This is a genomic window from Acinetobacter sp. WU_MDCI_Abxe161, assembly GCF_025514355.1.
Lineage (GTDB): Bacteria > Pseudomonadota > Gammaproteobacteria > Pseudomonadales > Moraxellaceae > Acinetobacter > Acinetobacter pittii_E.
Genome location: NZ_JAHPTU010000004.1, coordinates 57,940 through 78,291 on the forward strand (window position 1 = coordinate 57,940; position 20,352 = coordinate 78,291).

Below are 20,352 nucleotides of genomic sequence, written 5' to 3' on the forward strand. Positions count from 1 at the left end.
CCTTAAGCCACTTTTGCTGCGGTTTTTGAGGCCATGAATGTCTGAGCCTGATCTGCATCAAACCACCAAGGGGCAAAAGAGCGCGGGTCATCAAAGTTATTGGCCATAATGGAAGCAATGCTCTGGTTTTGGCTTGCGGCTGCTAATAGTTCAACGACGTGGGGCTGTGGTGGCATTAATAGGCTATTGGTCCAAGCCACGACTTTTTCTGCATAAGCCCAATAACGCTCAAAGGTTTGAACCATCCATTGTTCGCTAAAGCTTTGATTATCATTAGCTAAAATGGCATCGAAATAGATCTTGCTACACTTAGCCGCATTGTTTGAGCCTTGGCCAGTAATTGGATCATTCACCACCAAGGCATCTGCCATGCCAAAAATCTTCTTGCCAGACGGTAAGGTTAAAACGGGTTTACGTACGGTCGGGGGGAAACGTCCTGCTAAATAACCACCAGCATCGGTCAACTCAACATTTGTGCAGCGTTCATATTCCCAAGGCACAAATTTCTTGAGTAAGTCCAAACTGCATTGCATATGCTGTTCTGGTGTTTTCACATCTTGCCAGCAGTCCATTGGTCCATTTGGAATACCTTCAAACACCATGATGTCGCAAGGACCATTCACGGTAAGTGCCGGAAAAGAAAAGTATTCGCCAACTTCGGGAATAATATTAAAAGTCACTCGTGAATAAGGTGAAATTGGCTTCATGTTTTTGACATAGGTCAATGCCAAAGCGCGCTGTGGTTTATCAAACACACTACGTGCATCATCACGCTCAAACTGTTTAACGACTTCACCTTTACCAGCCGCGAGTAATACAAGCTCGTAGTCGTTTGCGAGTTGTTCTAACTCTTCTATTCCCACATCCTGAATTACTAATTGACCGCCACGGCGTTCAAATTCTTCCAACCAATATGGCATTTTGACGCGTTGATCGACCGATTGAGCGTAGCGCTCAAGACGAGCACTCCATTCAAATGCTTTACCACCATTTTCAGGATTAACTAAAGCTAGCCCAATGCCTTCTACGGCTGGACATTGTTCTTCCCAAAAATTTAGTCCCAAGTCACGTTCAGTTTGTAAAGCGGTATGAAACATACACTGGCTTGACATGACTTTGCCTTGGCGGATTTCATCGGCAGTTCGGTTGGTGATCATGGTTACGTCATAGCCTGTATCTAATAAACCCAAACCAAGCTGTAAACCAGACTGTCCTGCTCCAACAATTGCAATACGGCGCATAATATTCTCCATAATTTTCTAAATGTGCTTTTAAAACGCTGTGCTATTCGGCTAAACGCGGAATAGCGGGCTGTGATCCTTCAGGGCCCATTACTGAATAGCCACCGTCGACCGCATAATCTGCTCCGGTAACAAAGCTCGCAGCAGGTGACAATAAAAATAAAACAACATTAGCGACTTCTTCGGGATGACCTAATCGGCCTAGCAAGTGATAATCGGCTGCCACGCGATCGGCCTTTTCACGGTTATTACCGCTGACTTCTGCAATGACTCGAGACCATGTCCAACCCGGAGAAACTGAATTGACGCGAATACCATCGACAGCAAAATCCATTGCCATGCTTTGTGTGAGTTGACGTATCGCAGCCTTGGAAACCGGATATAACCAGCGTCCTGTTTGTGCCACTTTGGCCGAAATAGAAGTGAAGTTAACGATTGAACCTTGCTGTTTTTTTAAGTCATTGTAAAAAGCACGGCTCAACTCAACTGTAGAGACCAAATTAATATCGAGTGCTTGTAACCAATCCTGCCGTGAGGATTTAAAGCCATCGTCTAAGTAGGTACATGCTAGATTGACCAAATAACTCACTTCACCTAAATGTTGGTGAATATCCGCCACGGCTTGTTGAACAGCTGCATCGCTGGTTAAATCGGTTTGAATAAACATCACGTCATGATTAAAGCTTTCGGCAATCGCCTTACCTTTGGCATCAATATCTAAAATAGCGACATGAGCACCTGCACTGACTAAGGCTTGCACAACTGCTTTACCAATGAGTGTTGCGCCGCCGCTTACCACAGCGACTTTTCCTTTTAAATTTATATTCATTGCAAATACTCCTTACTTGACTGGCTTGCCTTCGCTACTTGACCAAGATGGCATCAACGTATTTGAAGGAAGATCTTCATCAAGAAGTTTTCGTGCTGTTTCGACACCTGCAACTGGTAAGCCTGTTGGGTCTAATAAACCAATTTGAACGAGCACCGACGCTTGGTCCCAGTAAATATGCTCATGGCACAGCTTTGAACCTCTAAACTGGATTACACCTAACATTGGAATTTCGACGTATTTACCAGTCGGTTTTACACCCGGTAATAACCAATCAATTTCAGCATCGTGTGTAAAGCTCATAATGAACTCGTCTACCACTTGCGTTGAGCCAACCGTACGAGAGATTGAAGTGATCTTCATATCTTTCGGGTTTTGATGAACAAAGTGATATTGATAAAAACGAGCAAGCTGGCTTTGGCCTACACCGCCAGTCAAAGTTGGAATATGGTTGACATAAGGTTCAGCAACCATTGTTGCCATGGTTGCTGGCACGTCACGTGTATCAAACTCATGACGAATATGCTCTTCCCATAGCGCGACTAGGTCATATTTCGGCCCAATCGTGTCGTGTAGTGCTGTTACTGTACGCTCGTGAGCAAAGCGTGCTGAAGGTTTGTGGTAATGGTTGCTTTTTGGTCGTGCAAAGGCATGATCAACACCTTCATAAACATAAGCTTGTACATTTGAATATTGGTTGGTTGCATCGACAATCGCTTGTCTCGCATCTGGCGGTGTGAATTGGTCCAGTTCTGCAATATGTAAAACCAAACGCCCCTTTACGCTGGCTAACTCATCTAAGGCTTTTTCAATGCCTACACCGTAATAACCTACGGCACATGCCACTTCAGAAAGTCGACAGCCTGCCAAGTAAGCTAGCTTTCCACCTAAACAATAGCCCACTACGCCGAGACCTGTAGAGGTGTCGCATTCTGGTCGTGTCTTTAAAAAAGCTAAGCTGTCTTGAATATCTTCAACACCGAGGTTTTCGTCATATTGCTGATAAAGTTCAAAAGCTTTTTGAAAATCTTCTGGTGTATAACCCAGTTCAATATTAGGAGCTACACGCCAAAATAAATCAGGTACTAAAACGGTATAGCCTTCTTCTGCAAGAAAATCGGCCTTTTCCCGCATTGCTGCATTCACCCCAAAGATTTCCTGACAAAGCACCACACCCGGTCCTTTTCCTGTTTCTGGTGTTGCTAGATATGCACTGAACTGCTTTCCAGATGCAGTTTTAATTTGAATAGTTTGACCAGCCATAGTGTCAACTCCTGACATTGTTATGGCTTTATCTTCTATCCGAATATTTTTTTAGACTGTCCAAAAGCTGCAAGCATTATCCAATCTCTGCGCAATTATCAAAACTCATCAAATTGGATAAAAATTAAAAGACAAGAAACAGCTATATTTCAAAGAATTAAATTAAACAATGAAATTAATACTTTTTATCTAATTTGGAAAAAATGGATGAAGATTAGGACTTATTGGATAGTGGCTATTGGCTAAAAATAGTTCAATCAAGAACACATGTTGTGTAACGAATGCATTGAATTACTCAGGGAACAAAAAATTTTAAAAAAGGAATACGTATGAAAACGATAGATGCAAACACGATTATCAACCGCGAAAAACTGTCTCCATTACAGTGGATGGTTTTTATCCTAGGCTTTTTTGTCTTCTTCTGTGATGGTCTAGACACAGGAATTATTGGTTTTGTCGCTCCTGCATTACTGGATGACTGGGGAATTACCAAACCTCAACTTGCTCCGGTTTTAAGTGCTGCTTTAGTCGGCATGTCAATTGGTGCAATCATTTCAGGGCCTTTGTCCGATAAGTTTGGACGTAAAGGCGTCATTGTTTTTACAAGCCTTTTATTTTCAATATTTACAATTTTGTGTGGCTTTGCTAATTCAACTCAAGACTTGATGATTTATCGCTTTATTACAGGTGTTGGTTTAGGCGCAGCCATGCCAAACATCAGTACCATTGTCTCTGAATATATGCCTGTAAAACGTAAAGCATTCCTAACTGGTCTGGCTGGCTGTGGTTTCATGCTGGGTATTTCTTGCGGCGGTGTGTTGTCAGCTTATTTGTTAGAAAGCTATGGCTGGGCAAAAGTGATTATTATTGGCGGAAGCATTCCCCTCATTTTAGTGGTTGCTTTATTACTTAAATTACCTGAATCAACTCAATATTTGATTACACGTCATCAACAAGGCAAAGCTCAGCGTATTTTAGAAGATATTCAAGGTCATTCTTTTCAAGAACCTGTAAAACTTGTTTTAACTCAAGCAGAAAATGCTTCAGATGAAAATCCGGTTAAAGTGGTTCTAGGAAAATACCTGTGGGGTTCAAGCATGCTTTGGCTCTGCTGCTTTACTAGTCTTTTGGTGTTCTATCTTTTAACAAGCTGGATGCCGACGATTTTAAAAACAGCAGGTTTTAGTACTCAGCAGTTTAGTTTAATTGCCGCGATTTTCCCTTTTGGTGGTGTGATTGGCGCAACCATTATGGGATGGTACATGGATAAATTGAATCCAACTACAGTCATTAAATATTCATATCTCATCGCTTTCGGACTATTCATTGTTGCAGGTCTGGTGAGCTCAAATATTTTCTTGTTAGGTCTTACTATTTTCTTAATTGGTGCCTTACTTGCTGGTGCACAGTCCTCATTACTGCCACTTGCAGCTATGTTCTATCCGGCAGTATGCCGCGCGGTTGGTGTTTCATGGATGCATGGTATTGGTCGTATCGGTGCAATTTTAGGTGCTTTCTTTGGCTCGCTCATTTTTACTTTTAACCTGAGCTTAAGTGGTATTTTCTTTATTCTCGCTTTACCAACTTTCATCTCATTTATTGCACTTAGTCTCAAAGTGATTTATGAGAAATCTAAAAATAAACAAGTGTTAAAGCTCGAAGAAAGTATCTAAAATTAAGCAATAAAATAAAAAACTGATTTAAGTAATTAAATCAGTTTTTTATTGCGAAAAGTTAAATATTAGAAAATTTTAGCTTTAGTTTCACTTGGATTTTCGCCAAATTCTTCGCGATATTCTTGAGAAAAACGACTTAAATGGTTAAAGCCCCAGTCATACGCAAGCTTTGAAATAGAAACCTTTCTATCTGCTCCTGTTGTACTTAATATCTTATAAATTTGTTGGAGGCGATATTTTTTCAAATATGACATTGGGCTGGTGCCGTAGTATTGTTGAAACTCGTCATACAATTTTGATTTTGAAACCCCAGCCAGACGCTGCAAGTCTTCTGCACAGATTTCTTCATGGGCATGTTCAATAATAAAATTACGGACCTTACGGATATATGCTGGCTCATCTTGATATGAGAGAGACTTTAAGGCTTCAGAGTAATTATTTTCTTGAGACAACAACAGTGCTTTAATGACAAAATTTTCGTAGTCTTCAGACAACATCTGCAAACCATAAAAATTGCTATATTGCGATTTTAACTGTACAAAATTTTGAATATTCTTCCACCATGCACCAATGAGTTGCTCAGAGTCCAGATGCATTTCAGGATTAAAAATAATAGGAGTTTCTATAGGTTTATTTAGTAGATCTGCAAGGACAATCTGCATACTCCGCTCAGGAATAACCACCTGAAATTTTCTGCAATCTTTATCGATAATCAAATCTTGTTGATCGTTATTTGAAACAATAAGGCCTCTATTTTCATCAGATTGATAGTGAGCGCCACGAATGTTGAGAGCTTGTCGACCTTGTATCGGCAAACTAATACTATAAGCCTTTAAATTTGAGATGTTAATGGCAACGTTTGCACCATAACTGATTGTACCGATTGCCATTTTTTTATTAGGCAAACGCATTCCGTCATAGTGAAAATCGAGAGTATCTTTGTAAATTGTATCTAGACGGTGTTCACCACAAATCGTGGACATCAAATTCTGCGCAAATTCAGCTTTGCGTGAATAATGATTGAGCTCCATCTGTTGGCTGAGTGATATCATATCCTTTTCACCTAGCTAAATAACTTATTGCTAAAAAGCAACTTGTATGCCAATTAATATCCGTAAATTGGCGAGTTTTCCTGAAAAATATATAATCAAGAAAGAGAGTAAAGATTACTTTCTCACACTCTATTAGATTTTAAAAATGGAAATAAGTTAAATACCTTTAAAGTATAATTTTATACCTTAACAAACTTATTTTATTAGATTTTTTATAAGCCAATATCGTAGAGCTAAATCATAATTTTGAACAGTAGACTATGGTAAATTTTAACGCATAAAAAACCGCCTATTTAAAATAAGCGGCTTTTATAAAATACTTAAATTATTGGGCGGTATAACCACCATCCATAACCACAGCTTGACCTGTTACTCCACCCGCTTTACTACTCGCAAGGAAAATTGCATAGTCAGCAATTTCTTCAACCGATAGCAAACGCTTTTGAGGAACCATTGCCAAAATCACATCCTCAAGTGCGCTGTCTAAACTCACATTACGCGTTTTAGCCAAATCTGCGATTTGCCCACGAACCAGTGGTGTATCTACGTACCCCGGACATAAAGCATTTACCGTAATGCCATCACGCGCACATTCTAATGCCGCAACTTTTGTTAGGCCAATTACGCCATGTTTAGCACTGTTATAACCTGCCTTTCCAGCAAAACCAATCAAGCCATTAATTGAGGCCATATTAATAATACGGCCATATTTCTGAGCTTTCATAATTGGAAAAACGTGTTTAATACCAATAAAAGCCCCAGTTAACATAACCTGAACTAACTTTTGAAAAACAGCCGTTGGAAACTCTTCAATAGATGAAACGTGTTGAAAACCGGCATTATTAATTAAGATATCAACCGTACCAAAGGTCTTTTGAGTGAGCTCAATTGCTTGTTTATAAGCATCTTCATCGGTCACATCACATGGTGCAGATAATGCATCAAAACCTTGTTCTTTAAGTGTGTTCGCCGTTTCTTGACACTTTTCAGCATTCATATCAGAAATAACAACTTTGGCACCTTCTTGAGCAAATTTCTTAGCAATCTCTAGACCGATACCACTTGCAGAACCTGTAATAAAAGCGACCTTACCGTCTAAAAGTTTTGTCATTTATTTACTCCTTAATACTTATAACGCGCTGATTTAAACAATACCCGTTACGGTAAAGACCGTAATCACCACAAATACCGCTAACGTTTTAATTACCGTGACTGCAAAAATATCTTTATAAGATTGTTTATGGGTTAACCCAGTAACAGCGAGTAAAGTAATAACAGCACCATTATGCGGAAGTGTATCCATACCACCCGATGCCATCGCAACCACACGGTGCATAACTTCTGGTGGAATACCGGCGGCTAAAATCGCGGCGTTATAATGTTCAGCCATTGCACTTAAAGCGATACTCATACCACCAGAAGCTGAACCGGTAATACCTGCTAAAACGGTTGTGGTCACAGCCCCATTCACTAAAGGATTTGTGAAGGTACTGCTCATTGCATGGCTAATCAGAGCAAAGCCTGGTAATGACGCAATAATTGCCCCGAAACCATACTCAGAAGCTGTATTCATCACCGCTAAAAGTGAGCCGCCAATACTGGCATTAATGCCCTCTTTGAAATTCGTCACTACACGCTGATAATCAAATAAAATTGCAGAAATAATCCCGACAATAAGTGCAAGGCCTACTGCCCAGATCGCACCAGTTTTAGCAACATCTACGGTGTAATCCGCTAGACCGACAGTGGCAAAATCAAAACCATTTGGATACCACTCTTTGATTGCTTTAGACAAATATTTGTTCATTACAGCAACAAGAATGAGGGGTACAAAAGCTAAGAACTGACGCGCCGTACTTCCATTATTTTGCAAGTTCATATCGCCTTCAATTTCTTGAGATGAGGTATTGTCTACTCCAAAGCCAGAGTAGCCTTCACCTGTTTTTGCAGCAGCGCGGCGACGCCATTCTAAGTAAGCCAAACCCATGCATAGAACAAAAATTGCACCAATAATTCCTAGAAATGGTGCGGCGTAAATATTGGTGCCAAAGAATGTGGTTGGAATTACGTTTTGGATTTGTGGCGTACCTGGCAATGCATCCATGGTAAAGGTAAATGCTCCAAGCGCGATGGTTCCCGGAATTAATCGTTTTGGAATATTCGCTTGTCTAAATAGCTGGTTTGCAAATGGATAAATGGCAAATACAGCAACAAAAAGACTCACACCGCTATAGGTTAAAATTGCACCTAAAAGTACAACGGTTAAAATTGCTTTTTTTGCCCCAATCCATCTCACAATAGTTCGAGCAATAGACTCAGCAATTCCTGACATTTCAACGACTTTACCGAAAATTGCCCCCAGCAAAAACACAAGAAAGTAATCTTTAATAAAGTTCACCATTTTGGGCATAAATACACCCGAATAAAACGGTAAAACATTGGCTGGATTAATGAGTAGAACAGCAAGTAAGGCACAAATGGGTGCCATGAGAATGACAGAAAAGCCCTTGTAAGCTGTATACATTAACAGCCCAAGTGAAAGTAGAATTACAAATAATTCCCACATATATTCTTTCTCCCTAAAGAATAGATATTAGGTTCAATAAAATTACCAAAAGATATTTAGGTTATCCCAAACCTAAAATGATGAAAATCACAATATCTATGTGTGGTAATAGGCAAATGAGCTTAAAAATAAAATATCACTAAAATATTTAAAAACAATGTAATTTATTTAAATTTTATAATATACATAAAATACAGATACTTATATTGCATGGTTGGTAAAATTCAAATATTTAAAAATTATTATTGTTTGATAAAACTTATTAATTATTGAGTAAATTTAATTAATATTTATATATTATTTAATAAAGACAATTAAATAATATATTTTTTAAATTAATTTGATAAATATTTTCTTAGCTGAGATTAATAATCTATTGGCAATTAAGAAAAACCCACTTAATGACAAGTGGGTTTAATTAAAATCTAATATTACTTATTTACCTTAGACAAAAGATCTTACTCTGTTATTTCATTCGAGTTAGTCTTAAATTAAAGTCAGATGGAAGTAAAATTCGATATTCTATCTCTGCTCCTGGTTTGACTTCTGTTTCTTGGGAAGTTGCGATATTAGGGCACATTCCCCCACCAGTTTCTAATCTAAAGATATAATATTTAGGCTCAAGATAAATGGTAGCTATTTCGTTTGAACGAATTGAGAGTGCTTTTTCGTTATTTACATAAATATCATGAGTACAGCCAGATCCTAGAAAACCTTTATCTCTTAAAAAAGTAACTTTTGCTTGTTCAGGAGTCTGTTTCTTTAAATAGTTCTGATTGTACACTCTCTCATTAGGTATTGGTTTTGCTGTATTTGAAACAACTGGGGCTGTTGAACACCCAATTAAACTCAAAACTAACCCTAAAAAAATGATTTTTCTCATGACATTATCCACTTTAATAACGAGTTAAATTTAAAAGTTAAGGATAATACAAATCCCCCGTGAGTAGTTTAAGTTTTTGAAAAAAGTATTTATTTTATCTTCGTTATTCAATAGAATGCCGATATAAATTTTTATAAGAAAATGAAAAACTATGTGGCTTAAATTTATATTATACCCTCTGGGCCTGTTTGTGCTGTGGCAAATCATTTTCATCATTGAACAGCTTTCTTTAGAATTTTTAAATGCGCCACAAATACTTGTAGCTATACTTGCACTGATCATAAATTGCGGTATGCAAATTTTGATTGGGTATAAAGTTCCTCAATTAGCACCAAAATATAAGTTTGTAGCGAGTATTATATACATCATCTTATTCACTTTTTTAGTAGCAATTTACTCAACAACTATTTTATTAGAAGGCTTAAAAGTTGCTCCTCAAGCAATTTGGCTAGGTTATTTATTTTTTCATGTCGTTGGAATGGCTCTATATTTTGCAAATAACACTGATGAATTCTGCTTGGATAACTTACTAAAGTAGCTCAGCACATTGTTCTCTACTTTTTTCATAATTTTTTGTCAAAAAACATCATATTAGAAAAATTTTCGTATAAATTACCCTTCTAGGTGAGCTGAGCAATCTAAAGGAATGAAATGACGCTTAAACAATTAAAAGCTTTTTTAGCTCTTGCACGTACCCTCAACTATGCCAATGCATCACTAGAGCTACATTTAAGCCAGTCTGCTTTAAGCCTCACCATCAAAAGCCTAGAAGAAGAATTAGGCGGAAAGTTGTTTAATCGTAATACACGCCGTGTCGAGCTTACCCAAGAAGGTAAATCCCTTATTCCCTATGCTAAAAAATTACTCGCCAATTGGGACGAAATGGAAAACGATGTCAAACAACGTTTTAAGCTTAATCGTGGAACTTTAAGTATCGCCTCAATGCCCTTCGTGACTCATGCAATTTTGCCTGAAGTGATTCATCAATTTTTAGAGCTTCACCCCAACCTGAACTTTTCAATTCACGATATTCCAAATGAAACCATTATAGAAAAAGTACAAGATGGTATCTTCGAGCTTGGCATCTGCTTTGAACCAGACCTTACCGAAGGCTTAGAGTTTAAACCTCTGTTTGAAGAAGACTTCTTGGCTCTATTACCTAAGACTCATCCTCTTGCTCAATCGTCCTCTATCACATGGCACGAGCTTTGTTCAAACCCATTTGTAACTTTGCAAAAACCTTCAATTGTTCGATATTTAGTTGAGCAAAATTGTTTGCGAAATAATATAACGCTCGATTTAAAAGTCGAATGTCATCAAATTTCATCACTTTCAAGTTTTGTGGCTTATGGAATTGGAGTAAGTGCTATTCCTAGACACTTTGCTAAACACATTGATAAAGAACATAATGTTTTGATTGAGTTAAAAGATGAAGCTATTCATAAGACTGTAGGAATTGTTTATAAAAAGAACTTTGAAATTTCAAATATTTCTGCCCAATTTATTGAGGCTTTAGTTCAATATAAATTTTAAAAAATTAAACACTGCATTTTTATGGTGAGCTAAGCCTACGCTTAAGCTAAATTTATTAATTATTATAATTTTCAATGCCATGAGATGAATTTTTAAATTATTTTGCTTTATATTAGTCTGATCTTTTGTCGGTAATTTGATACCATTCATTGATTATACTTATTAATCCTTTAAAAAAATTAACTTCTATAACACGAATTGTGATGCTAAAACTAAGATTACTAAGGGATATAGGATAACAATAGAATGAATAAAGTTTATGCCAATGCAGAGGCAGCACTGAAAGACGTTATTGCTGACAACCAAACACTTGCTGTAGGCGGTTTCGGTTTATGCGGAATTCCTGAAAAACTCATTGTTGCAGTTAAGCAAAGTGGTGTGACTGGTCTCACTTGTATTTCAAATAACGCAGGTGTAGATGATTTCGGTTTAGGTATTCTGCTTCAAACCAAACAAATCAAAAAAATGATTTCTTCTTATGTTGGTGAAAACAAAGAGTTCGAGCGCCAATATTTAAATGGTGAACTTGATGTAGAACTTACCCCACAAGGCACTTTAGCTGAAAAGTTACGTGCTGGTGGTGCTGGAATTCCTGCGTTTTACACACAAACTGGTGTCGGTACACTCATTGCTGAAGGTAAAGAAGAACGTATCTTTAATGGCAAAAACTACATTTTAGAAGAATCTTTAACTGCAGATGTTGCTCTTGTTAAAGCATATAAGGCAGATAAAGCGGGTAATTTAGTATTCCGTAAAACTGCTCAAAATTTTAATCCTGAATGTGCGATGGCTGGAAAAATTACTATCGCAGAGGTTGAACAGGTTGTTGAAATTGGTGAACTGGATCCGGATGAGATTCATCTACCAGGTATTTATGTCAACCGCATCATTCTCAATGCCACGCCAGAAAAGCGCATTGAACAAAAAACTATACGCACGGAGGCAGTATAAAATGGCTTGGTCACGCAATGAAATGGCACAACGTGCTGCACAAGAACTCGAAGACGGTTTTTATGTCAATTTGGGTATTGGCTTACCTACTTTAGTTGCCAACTATATTCCTGAAAATATTAATGTTTGGCTTCAATCTGAAAATGGCCTTTTAGGTATTGGTGAGTTTCCAACTGAAGAAACTGTTGATGCTGATTTAATTAATGCCGGTAAACAAACAGTTACTGCACGTCCCGGCGCTGCCTTTTTCTCAAGCTCAGAATCTTTTGCCATGATCCGTGGTGGCCATGTCAACATTGCGATTTTAGGTGCAATGGAAGTTTCTGAAAATGGTGACTTAGCTAACTGGATGATTCCGGGTAAGAAAGTCAAAGGTATGGGTGGTGCAATGGACTTGGTTGTTGGTGTCCAAAAAGTTGTGGTGCTTATGGAACACTGTGCAAAAGATGGTACGCCAAAAATCGTAAAAAACTGTAGTTTACCTTTGACAGGTAAAGGCGTGGTTCATCGAGTCATTACTGACTTAGGTGTAATGGATATTACCCCACAAGGCGTAGAACTCATTGAACTAGCTAAAGATGTCACGCTTGAACAGATTCAAGCTGCTACAGGTGTTGAGTTTCACAAAACATTAGTCGCGTAAATTTTAATTTTTAGTTAGCGAGATAAGACTTAAGTTAGAAGGTGAGCTTAAGTCTTAACCCTTTTAAGCACCGGATGTGCTGTCTATAAATAAGAACGAGAAGGATTTTTTCAGCTATGGAAAAACAGCAAGGAATTTTTGAAAGATTTGCTCTTCGGATTAGTGACTGGTCTGAAAAATGGTTTCCTGATTCATATATTTTTGCTCTACTTGGCGTCATTATTGTCTCTATTGCCGCATTGGGTATTGGTGCGCCGATACATGATGTAGCAACTTCATTTGGTAATGGTTTCTGGAGTCTTATTCCTTTTACCTTGCAAATGACCATGCTCATTATTGTGGGTTATGTCGTCTCTGTATCTAAGCCCGTAAAGTTTCTGATTCAAAAAATGGCACGTATTCCAAATTCTGGACGTGGTGCTATTGTTTTAGTTGCAACTGTCAGCTTATTAATTTCACTGGTCAATTGGGCAGTAAGCACGATTCTTACTGCACTTTTAGTGATTGCATTAGCAAAACGTAAAGAGCTGAACATGGATTACCGTGCAGCGGCAGCGGCGGCAATTATTGGTATGGGAGCAACATGGGCACTGGGAATTAGCTCTTCGGCAGCACAGCTTCAAGCGAATAAAACTAGTTTACCTGAGTCAATTTACAACCTAACTGGTGTTATTCCATTTACTGAAACGATTTTCCTTTGGCAATCTATTGCGATGACTATTATTTTGGTGATTGTTTCAATTGCAATTGCTTACTGGTCAGCTCCAAAAGGTAATAATGTTAAAACGATTGACAGTTTTGATGTGCAGTTTGAAGAAGACAAACCACACGAGGAAAAATCGACACGCCCAGGCGACTGGTTAGAAAACTCGCCTATTTTAACGATTATTGTGGTGGCATTAGGCTTAATCTGGATGTTTTTTGAATTTTCAAAAAGTAATCCAATCATCGCTATTTCAAGTTTAAACACATACAACTTTGTGTTTTTAATGCTTGGGTTAGCGTTGCATGGAACGCCAAGAAACTTTTTAAATGCTGTTTCAAAGGCAGTTCCTGCTGTATCAGGAATCTTAATTCAGTTTCCACTTTATGGAAGCATCGCTTTTATTATGACACAAGCTTTAAATAGTCAGGATTTATCGCTGTCGCATTATATAGCCGAGTTTTTCGTTTCAATTGCCTCAAAAGAAACCTTTGCAATTGTGATGGGAATTTACTCTGCCATCCTTGGGTTCTTTGTGCCATCTGGCGGTGGAAAATGGATTATTGAAGCCCCATATGTCATGCAAGCAGCAAATGATTTGAAAGTTCATTTAGGCTGGTCTGTACAAATTTATAATGCAGCCGAAGCTTTACCGAACTTAATCAATCCATTCTTTATGCTTCCAATGTTAGGTATTTTAAAACTAAAAGCAAAAGATGTGATTGGTTTTACAGTCACTCAGCTTGTTGTGCATTTTCCGTTAGTTTTATTTTTATTGTGGTTCTTTGGAAGAACGCTTAGCTACACCTCACCCACTTTTTAATTTATTGGCGCCTTTAGTTCGACTAAAGGCAAATTTAGCAAATACATCAATAAGAGATATTAAGATGAGTTCAATTGTTATAGTTTCAGGTAGCCGTACTGCAATGGGCGGTTTTCAAGGTAGCCTATCTGCTTTAACTGCACCAGATCTTGGCGCTGCTGTCATTCGTGAATCGATTCAACGTGCAGGTATTGCTCCTGAACAAGTAGATGAAGTTATTTTTGGTTGCGTATTAAGTGCAGGTATTGGCCAAGGTCCTGCTCGTCAAGCGATGCGTAAAGCTGGTGTACCTGATCATGTCGGTGCAGTGACTATTAATAAACTGTGTGGCTCTGCCATGAAAGCGGTGTTAATGGCATCAGACACTTTAAAAGCAGGCAGTGCCAATATTATTGTTGCAGGTGGCATGGAATCTATGACCAATGCTCCTTATATTCTGCCGAAAGCTCGCGGTGGTTACCGTATGGGGCACGGTGAAATTAAGGACCATATGTTCTTAGATGGTCTTGAAGATGCTGAAACAGGCCGTTTAATGGGTTCGTTTGCGCAAGACATGGCAAACACTAAAGGCTTTACACGTGAGCAAATGGATAACTTTGCAATTTCTTCACTTAAAAAAGCGCAAACTGCGATTACCGAAGGTTATTTCAAAGAAGAAATTGTTCCTGTTGAAGTAAAAACACGTAAAGGTGTTGAAGTTATCGACCAAGATGAACAACCATTAAAAGCCAATCTTGAGAAGATCCCAACATTACGCCCAGCTTTTAGTAAAGATGGAACAATTACTGCTGCAAACTCAAGCTCAATTTCTGATGGTGCTGCTGCGTTAGTACTCACCACTGAAGAATATGCTCAAAGCCATGGTTTAAATGCTTTGGCGAAAATTGTTGCAACTTCGACTCACTCACAGCATCCAAGTGAATTTACCATTGCTCCGATTAGTGCAATTCAAAAAGTGCTAGAGCGCGCTGGTTGGTCAGTTGACGAGGTAGATGCTTGGGAAATTAATGAAGCTTTTGCAATGGTGGCAATGGCACCAATTCATGAACTCGGTATTGATGAAACAAAAGTTAACGTACATGGTGGTGCTTGTGCTTTAGGCCATCCTATCGGCGCAACAGGCTCAAGAATTATTCTTTCTCTTATCTATGCTTTAAAGCGCCTAGGTAAAAAGAAAGGTATTGCCGCATTATGTATTGGTGGTGGTGAAGCTACAGCTGTCGCAATTGAAATCTAAAAATAAAACCACGCAGAAGGTGTAAGCGTTTTTCTTACACCTTCTTTTTTAGACTTTAAAAAGTTCATAACAGGTTTGTCGGAACCATTTATGGCTACTTTTATGATGGCAAGACATATGCCAGTGCTGTTTAACATCATAAGTTGGGAAGTCTAGAGGCGCCGGTAAAATCTGTAAATTTTCTCTCACCAATAAGACTTGGCTTAAATAATACGGCACCGTTGCGATTGCATCTGTTTCTTGAACAACTAATCCTACGCCCAAATAACTTGGTAGTCGAATTAAAATATTTCGATCCAATCCTTTGTTCTGTAATTCATTTTTAATATGGTAGTGCCCGATTCCTGCATCAATATCAATATGATATTCGCGCATATAATCATCTAAAGTAAAATTATTTGGATCTAAACGAGGATGGCTTTTAGAGCTAATCACCACATAATGCTGTTTAAAAAACTTTTGTTGGTAAAAGCCTTCTTCTAATTGGGGTAAAAAGCCAATTGCGAGGTCAATTTCACCATTTGCCATCTGATAGCTAGTTTCTGGCGTAATCGGACGGATATTCAAACGAATTAAAGGCGCTTTCTCTTTCAAATAGTTGGTTAATTGCGGTAATAAAACCAGATGAGAGACATCTGTCATGGCAATTGTAAAAAGCTGATCTGAAGTTAGCGGATCAAAGTTCACACTAAAGTTATTAATGCTTTCAACTTTATCAATCACTTCACTAATGAGCGGAAAGATTTCTTTAGCCAATTCGGTTGGAATCATTTCATTTCCAACACGAATAAAAAGTGGATCATTAAAATGCTGACGGATTTTGTTGAGTCCATTACTAACACTCGGTTGTGTAAGGCCAATAGCATCGGCAGCCATTGAAACGCTTTTAAACCGATAAATATGATAAAAAATATTTAGTAATCTACTATCTAGATCAAACAAAATTGTCTCCGTCTGGATCAAATAATCCATTCAAAAGGAATGAAATCAGATACAGCATATATAAAAATGCCCACTAAATTTCTGAATTATTGATATATGGTCTAAATTAACAAAGAATCTAGACCATGAGCAATGCTTTATAAAGCCTTTCATCACAAAGACAAAGGTATGAACTCTTTAATTGATTACTTTGTATGTAAATATGTTGAATACATCACATATCATTATAAATTTTAATCATGCTGAGTTTGGAAGCCCTTCCAGATTTGCTGAACTGATTTGTTATCACTCAAGTTATTTTTAAAAATATAAATATCTTGTGGCAGACAATACTCATGATGATCCAACATGACCAATTTTCCGGTAGCGAGATCTTCCTCTACATTAATTTTTGGAATCCATGCGACACCTAGACCTTGTAGCACAAGTTCTTTCAAATTGGTGGCATTGTCAGTCTCATATAAAGTTTTATAAATCAATTTTCCTTCGATTAGTTGATCTACCAATTTTCGTAAATATGCATGCTTACTATAAGCAAGTAATGAAAAATTACTCTGAATTGTATGCTTAGGCGTATGGTCGGCCTCGGTAGCTGATACTGGAACAATCTCTGTTTCGGCAATCTTGATGCCACTTAAAATATCATCACCAACCCGATTAATATTAGATCGATCTGCATAACAAATCATAAAATCGCAGGCACCTTCCTTTAAAAGAGATAAGCCTTCACCACTATTCGTCGCGACAATTTCAATTTTTAAATCACGCATAAACGTTGGGAATTTTTTTAAAAAAGTAGTCAAAAAACCTGATGCTAATGAGTGGACAACACAGAAACGAATCGTTGATTCGGTTTCATTTTTGATATTTTTAATCAGCTTGGCTGTTTCTTCTACCTGCTTCTCAATATTTTTAGACATGACCAACATAATTCGCCCAATGTCGGTAAATTCAATATTATTTTTATTATTTCGAATAATAACTTCAGCTCCAATCATCTCTTCTATTTGCTGAATTCTACGTGTAAACGCGGATTGACTAATAAATCGTTTTTCGGCTGCTTTTGAAATAGAACGCTCACGCTCTAATGTTAAAAGGTCTTCTACCCAACGTACTTCTAAGTTCATTTTATGCATTCCCTTTTTATATTTATGTCCTTAATTTGTCTGGTTGGGAAGCTGAAGAAATAGCTGAATAGATGAATAAAAACTATAAAACATGGGAGTACCTGCAAAAATGCGATGGAGGATTGGCAAAGCCAAACAATAAAAATAGGTATTGAATAATTCTGACATAGAAACGAGCGTAAGAGAATAAAAGACTTTGATTTAACTCAACAACTCATAAAAAGATAAAATTATTACTCTAAAAATTATTTTAAATCAAAAACTAAGGTTAATATAATTCAAGTAAATAACAAATTTCGCCTTAATAAAAAACAGAAATAATCCCAAGATTTACTCAAGTTTTATTTTTAATAAAAAAAGTCCGCACCTTGGGGAAGAATACGGACTGTAAAACAAAAAAATTAATATCTTGCCTATTTCAGGGTTTAAGCTCTCTGACTAATAAATTCATTTAGATCAGAAGATATGTTTGCAGTATAGCTCAACCAAAAAAACCTGACTATTCTACTAAAGTATTTAATCTAAGACTGAATTTCTAATATTCACCAATGAGATAATATAACTTTCTTGAAATTTCAACCATCATATTAGAAGTATATTGAGTAATTTCAAAAACTTGCTTTTTCTGGGGATTGAACACCATATTGTCTTTTTCATCGCTAAAAAAGATATAGGTGGTGTATTTATCTATATGGTGAATATGCTCTTTTAAGTTTAATTTTTCCCCAGAATTGGGATCATAGGCGATAAACTTCATTCTCATGAATTTTGTCTCTATACATACAGTCTTTTACCTAAAATTTTAAGAAAGTTTAAGTAAAACAATATTTTGATGGATGATATAAAAGGTTAGCCTAACAACTGCGGCTACTTATAAGATATGGGTACAATACTATTGGCCTTATTTACAGAGGTTTCAGCAGAAGCGATAGATTGCTCTGCTTCTTTAAGCAGACGAGAAGTTTTAGACTCACTTTTCTCTTCAGCATGGAAAAGTACATAGTATGTAAAACTTCCCAAGATAATTAATGCGGCTGTGATTTTTAACATAAACTTAAAACTAAAATTTTTTCGTATTATAGTGTTTTTTATGTGAAATGCATCACATTTTTATATAAATTTGTTAGATAGGCTTCACTTTTAAAGTCAATAATATAAATAATTAAGTTGATATTTCACTTAAATTAATCAGTCTTATATTTTTTAAAGGGTTATTTCAAAAAATTAGACAATTCTTCACTTTATAAAAAAATTATAAAATTAAATTTATCTTAATATTAAGTATTTAATTTAAATAGAAAAATTTCATATGAATTGATAGCTAAAAACGGAATCTCCTAATGCATTCATTATAAAATTAAAAATTTGATATGCAAAAAATGCATAATTAACTTGATAAATGCATTAGTAGTGAAGCATTTCGAAATCTAATATGAATTATCTTCTTTACTAATTCGAAGTTTAATGATGAACGCTGAAATTACCACCCGTATTGAGAAGGATCTTATTGGTTATAGAGAGATCAATAATAACGACTACTACGGAGTTCAAACATTACGTGCTCTAGAAAACTTTAATTTAACTCAAAGCAAGGTCGGAAATTTCCCTCACCTTATTAAAGCTTTAGCCATGGTAAAGCTTGCTTGTGCTGAGGCGAACTATAATCTTAAAAGCTTAGATCAAACTAAATTTGAAGCGATTGAATACAGCTGTAATCAACTTATTCGTGGGAATTTTCACGACCAGTTCCCGATTGATATGATGCAAGGCGGTGCTGGTACTTCAACCAATATGAATGCAAATGAAGTATTGGCAAATGTGGCTTTAGAATATATGGGACATTCTAAGGGTCAATATCAATATCTACATCCTAATAACGACATTAATATGTCGCAGTCAACAAATGACGTGTACCCTACTGCGATTCGCTTAGGTTTGTTATTAAGTTTAGATGAACTAAATCTTCCTTTTAATAACTTAATTTTAAGTTTCCGCAATAAATCTCAAGAATTTGCTCATATTTTAAAAATGGGTCGTACACAGTTACAAGACGCTGTGCCAATGACATTAGGTCAAGAGTTTGGCGCTTTTGCGGTAACTTTACAAAAAGACCTTGAGCAAATTAATACGCTTATTCCAAATGTTTTAGCCTATATGAACCTTGGCGGTACAGCGATAGGTACGGGAATTACTACTGAATATAGTTACCGTGAACTTGCGATTCAGGCACTTGCAAAAATTTCTGGTAAGAAAATTAAGTCTGCTCCTGATCTAATCGAAGCAACTTCAGATATGGGCGACTTTGTTCTTTTATCTGGTTTATTAAAACGTACCGCAACTAAACTTTCAAAAATTGCCAATGACTTGCGTTTACTTTCAAGTGGTCCGCGTACTGGTATTAATGAAATTAATTTAGAAGCACGTCAACCGGGTAGTTCGATCATGCCAGGTAAAGTGAACCCAGTTATTCCTGAAGCGATGAACCTTGCTTGCTTCCAGATCATTGCAAATGATTTGGCTGTAACTTTAGCTGCCGAAGCTGGACAATTACAGTTAAACGCAATGGAACCACTTATTGCATTCAAACTGTTTGAATCTATGGACTTGCTGGGTAAAGCAATGACTATGTTCCAAAGTAAATGTATTGATACGATTACGGCGAACCCTGAACACTGTAAAGCTTTAGTTGAAAACTCAATTGGTATAGTGACTGCACTTAACCCATACCTAGGTTATGAAACGACAACTCGTATTGCTAAAACCGCAAATGAAACTGGACAAAGCGTATTGGCTCTAGTTCAGAGTGAGGGCTTATTATCAGCACAAGTGCTTGATGATATCTTGTCGATTAATAATATGGTTAAACCCAAAATGTCGGCTTAA

Annotated in this window: 19 protein-coding genes; 8 read left to right on the plus strand and 11 right to left on the minus strand. The window is 37.1% G+C overall.

The genetic code is table 11. The features are described 5' to 3' along the window. Window positions 1-2 precede the first annotated feature (2 nt). From KTI78_RS05630 to KTI78_RS05640, 3 genes are read right to left on the minus strand one after another with little or no spacing between them, the layout of a single operon-like run. A complete protein-coding gene (locus tag KTI78_RS05630) occupies window positions 3-1,241 on the minus strand; it encodes a styrene monooxygenase/indole monooxygenase family protein (protein ID WP_262445482.1) in 1,239 nt (412 codons plus the stop codon). A gap of 43 nt (window positions 1,242-1,284) precedes the next feature. Beyond that, a complete protein-coding gene (locus KTI78_RS05635) occupies window positions 1,285-2,070 on the minus strand; it encodes an SDR family oxidoreductase (RefSeq protein WP_262445483.1) in 786 nt (261 codons plus the stop codon). A 12-nt stretch (window positions 2,071-2,082) separates the two neighbouring features. After that, the gene (locus tag KTI78_RS05640; RefSeq protein ID WP_262445484.1) at window positions 2,083-3,333 is read right to left on the minus strand and encodes a dienelactone hydrolase family protein; all 1,251 of its coding nucleotides are present in this window, start codon (window positions 3,331-3,333) and stop codon (window positions 2,083-2,085) included. Between the two features lie 329 nt (window positions 3,334-3,662). On the opposite strand from KTI78_RS05640, the gene KTI78_RS05645 reads away from it, so the two are divergent. Further along, on the plus strand, window positions 3,663-5,006 hold the full coding sequence (locus KTI78_RS05645) for an MFS transporter (RefSeq protein ID WP_262445485.1): 1,344 nt from the start codon (window positions 3,663-3,665) through the stop codon (window positions 5,004-5,006). A 68-nt stretch (window positions 5,007-5,074) separates the two neighbouring features. Here KTI78_RS05645 and KTI78_RS05650 read toward each other — a convergent pair whose 3' ends face one another. The 4 genes from KTI78_RS05650 to KTI78_RS05665 form a co-directional block, all read right to left on the minus strand. Next, window positions 5,075-6,061 (minus strand): AraC family transcriptional regulator, encoded by a 987-nt coding sequence (locus tag KTI78_RS05650; protein ID WP_262445486.1) that lies wholly within the window; start codon window positions 6,059-6,061, stop codon window positions 5,075-5,077. A gap of 325 nt (window positions 6,062-6,386) precedes the next feature. After that, complete coding sequence (locus KTI78_RS05655; RefSeq protein WP_204084944.1) at window positions 6,387-7,172, minus strand: 3-hydroxybutyrate dehydrogenase; 786 nt, start codon at window positions 7,170-7,172, stop codon at window positions 6,387-6,389. Between the two features lie 33 nt (window positions 7,173-7,205). Beyond that, window positions 7,206-8,627 (minus strand): GntP family permease, encoded by a 1,422-nt coding sequence (locus KTI78_RS05660; RefSeq protein ID WP_262445487.1) that lies wholly within the window; start codon window positions 8,625-8,627, stop codon window positions 7,206-7,208. Between the two features lie 466 nt (window positions 8,628-9,093). Beyond that, window positions 9,094-9,510, minus strand: coding sequence for a hypothetical protein (locus KTI78_RS05665; RefSeq protein ID WP_262445488.1), 417 nt, complete (start codon window positions 9,508-9,510; stop codon window positions 9,094-9,096). Between the two features lie 151 nt (window positions 9,511-9,661). On the opposite strand from KTI78_RS05665, the gene KTI78_RS05670 reads away from it, so the two are divergent. The 6 genes from KTI78_RS05670 (at window position 9,662) to KTI78_RS05695 (ending at window position 15,400) form a co-directional block, all read left to right on the plus strand. Next, the gene (locus tag KTI78_RS05670) at window positions 9,662-10,048 is read left to right on the plus strand and encodes a hypothetical protein (RefSeq protein ID WP_262445490.1); all 387 of its coding nucleotides are present in this window, start codon (window positions 9,662-9,664) and stop codon (window positions 10,046-10,048) included. Window positions 10,049-10,161: 113 nt separating this feature from the next. After that, window positions 10,162-11,043, plus strand: a complete 882-nt coding sequence (locus KTI78_RS05675) for a LysR family transcriptional regulator (protein ID WP_016145217.1) — start codon at window positions 10,162-10,164, stop codon at window positions 11,041-11,043. A gap of 246 nt (window positions 11,044-11,289) precedes the next feature. Next, window positions 11,290-11,994: a CoA transferase subunit A gene (locus tag KTI78_RS05680; protein WP_262445491.1), complete on the plus strand. Its 705-nt coding sequence runs from the start codon at window positions 11,290-11,292 to the stop codon at window positions 11,992-11,994. A 1-nt stretch (window position 11,995) separates the two neighbouring features. Then, window positions 11,996-12,637, plus strand: coding sequence for a 3-oxoacid CoA-transferase subunit B (locus KTI78_RS05685; protein WP_224991854.1), 642 nt, complete (start codon window positions 11,996-11,998; stop codon window positions 12,635-12,637). Window positions 12,638-12,753: 116 nt separating this feature from the next. After that, the gene (locus KTI78_RS05690) at window positions 12,754-14,163 is read left to right on the plus strand and encodes a short-chain fatty acid transporter (protein WP_262445492.1); all 1,410 of its coding nucleotides are present in this window, start codon (window positions 12,754-12,756) and stop codon (window positions 14,161-14,163) included. 64 nt (window positions 14,164-14,227) lie between these two features. After that, window positions 14,228-15,400 carry a thiolase family protein gene (locus KTI78_RS05695; RefSeq protein WP_262445493.1) on the plus strand — a complete coding sequence of 391 codons (1,173 nt, stop codon included), beginning with the start codon at window positions 14,228-14,230 and terminating at the stop codon, window positions 15,398-15,400. 48 nt (window positions 15,401-15,448) lie between these two features. Here the strand turns inward: KTI78_RS05695 and KTI78_RS05700 are convergent, their stop codons facing one another. From KTI78_RS05700 to KTI78_RS05715, 4 genes are all read right to left on the minus strand, one after another. Then, window positions 15,449-16,342 carry a LysR family transcriptional regulator gene (locus KTI78_RS05700; protein ID WP_003651675.1) on the minus strand — a complete coding sequence of 298 codons (894 nt, stop codon included), beginning with the start codon at window positions 16,340-16,342 and terminating at the stop codon, window positions 15,449-15,451. Window positions 16,343-16,575: 233 nt separating this feature from the next. Continuing rightward, window positions 16,576-17,469: a LysR substrate-binding domain-containing protein gene (locus tag KTI78_RS05705; RefSeq protein ID WP_004792494.1), complete on the minus strand. Its 894-nt coding sequence runs from the start codon at window positions 17,467-17,469 to the stop codon at window positions 16,576-16,578. A gap of 535 nt (window positions 17,470-18,004) precedes the next feature. Beyond that, on the minus strand, window positions 18,005-18,226 hold the full coding sequence (locus KTI78_RS05710) for a hypothetical protein (protein ID WP_262445617.1): 222 nt from the start codon (window positions 18,224-18,226) through the stop codon (window positions 18,005-18,007). Between the two features lie 110 nt (window positions 18,227-18,336). Next, window positions 18,337-18,519, minus strand: a complete 183-nt coding sequence (locus tag KTI78_RS05715; RefSeq protein WP_262445494.1) for a hypothetical protein — start codon at window positions 18,517-18,519, stop codon at window positions 18,337-18,339. Window positions 18,520-18,933: 414 nt separating this feature from the next. On the opposite strand from KTI78_RS05715, the gene KTI78_RS05720 reads away from it, so the two are divergent. Then, window positions 18,934-20,352: an aspartate ammonia-lyase gene (locus tag KTI78_RS05720; RefSeq protein ID WP_262445495.1), complete on the plus strand. Its 1,419-nt coding sequence runs from the start codon at window positions 18,934-18,936 to the stop codon at window positions 20,350-20,352.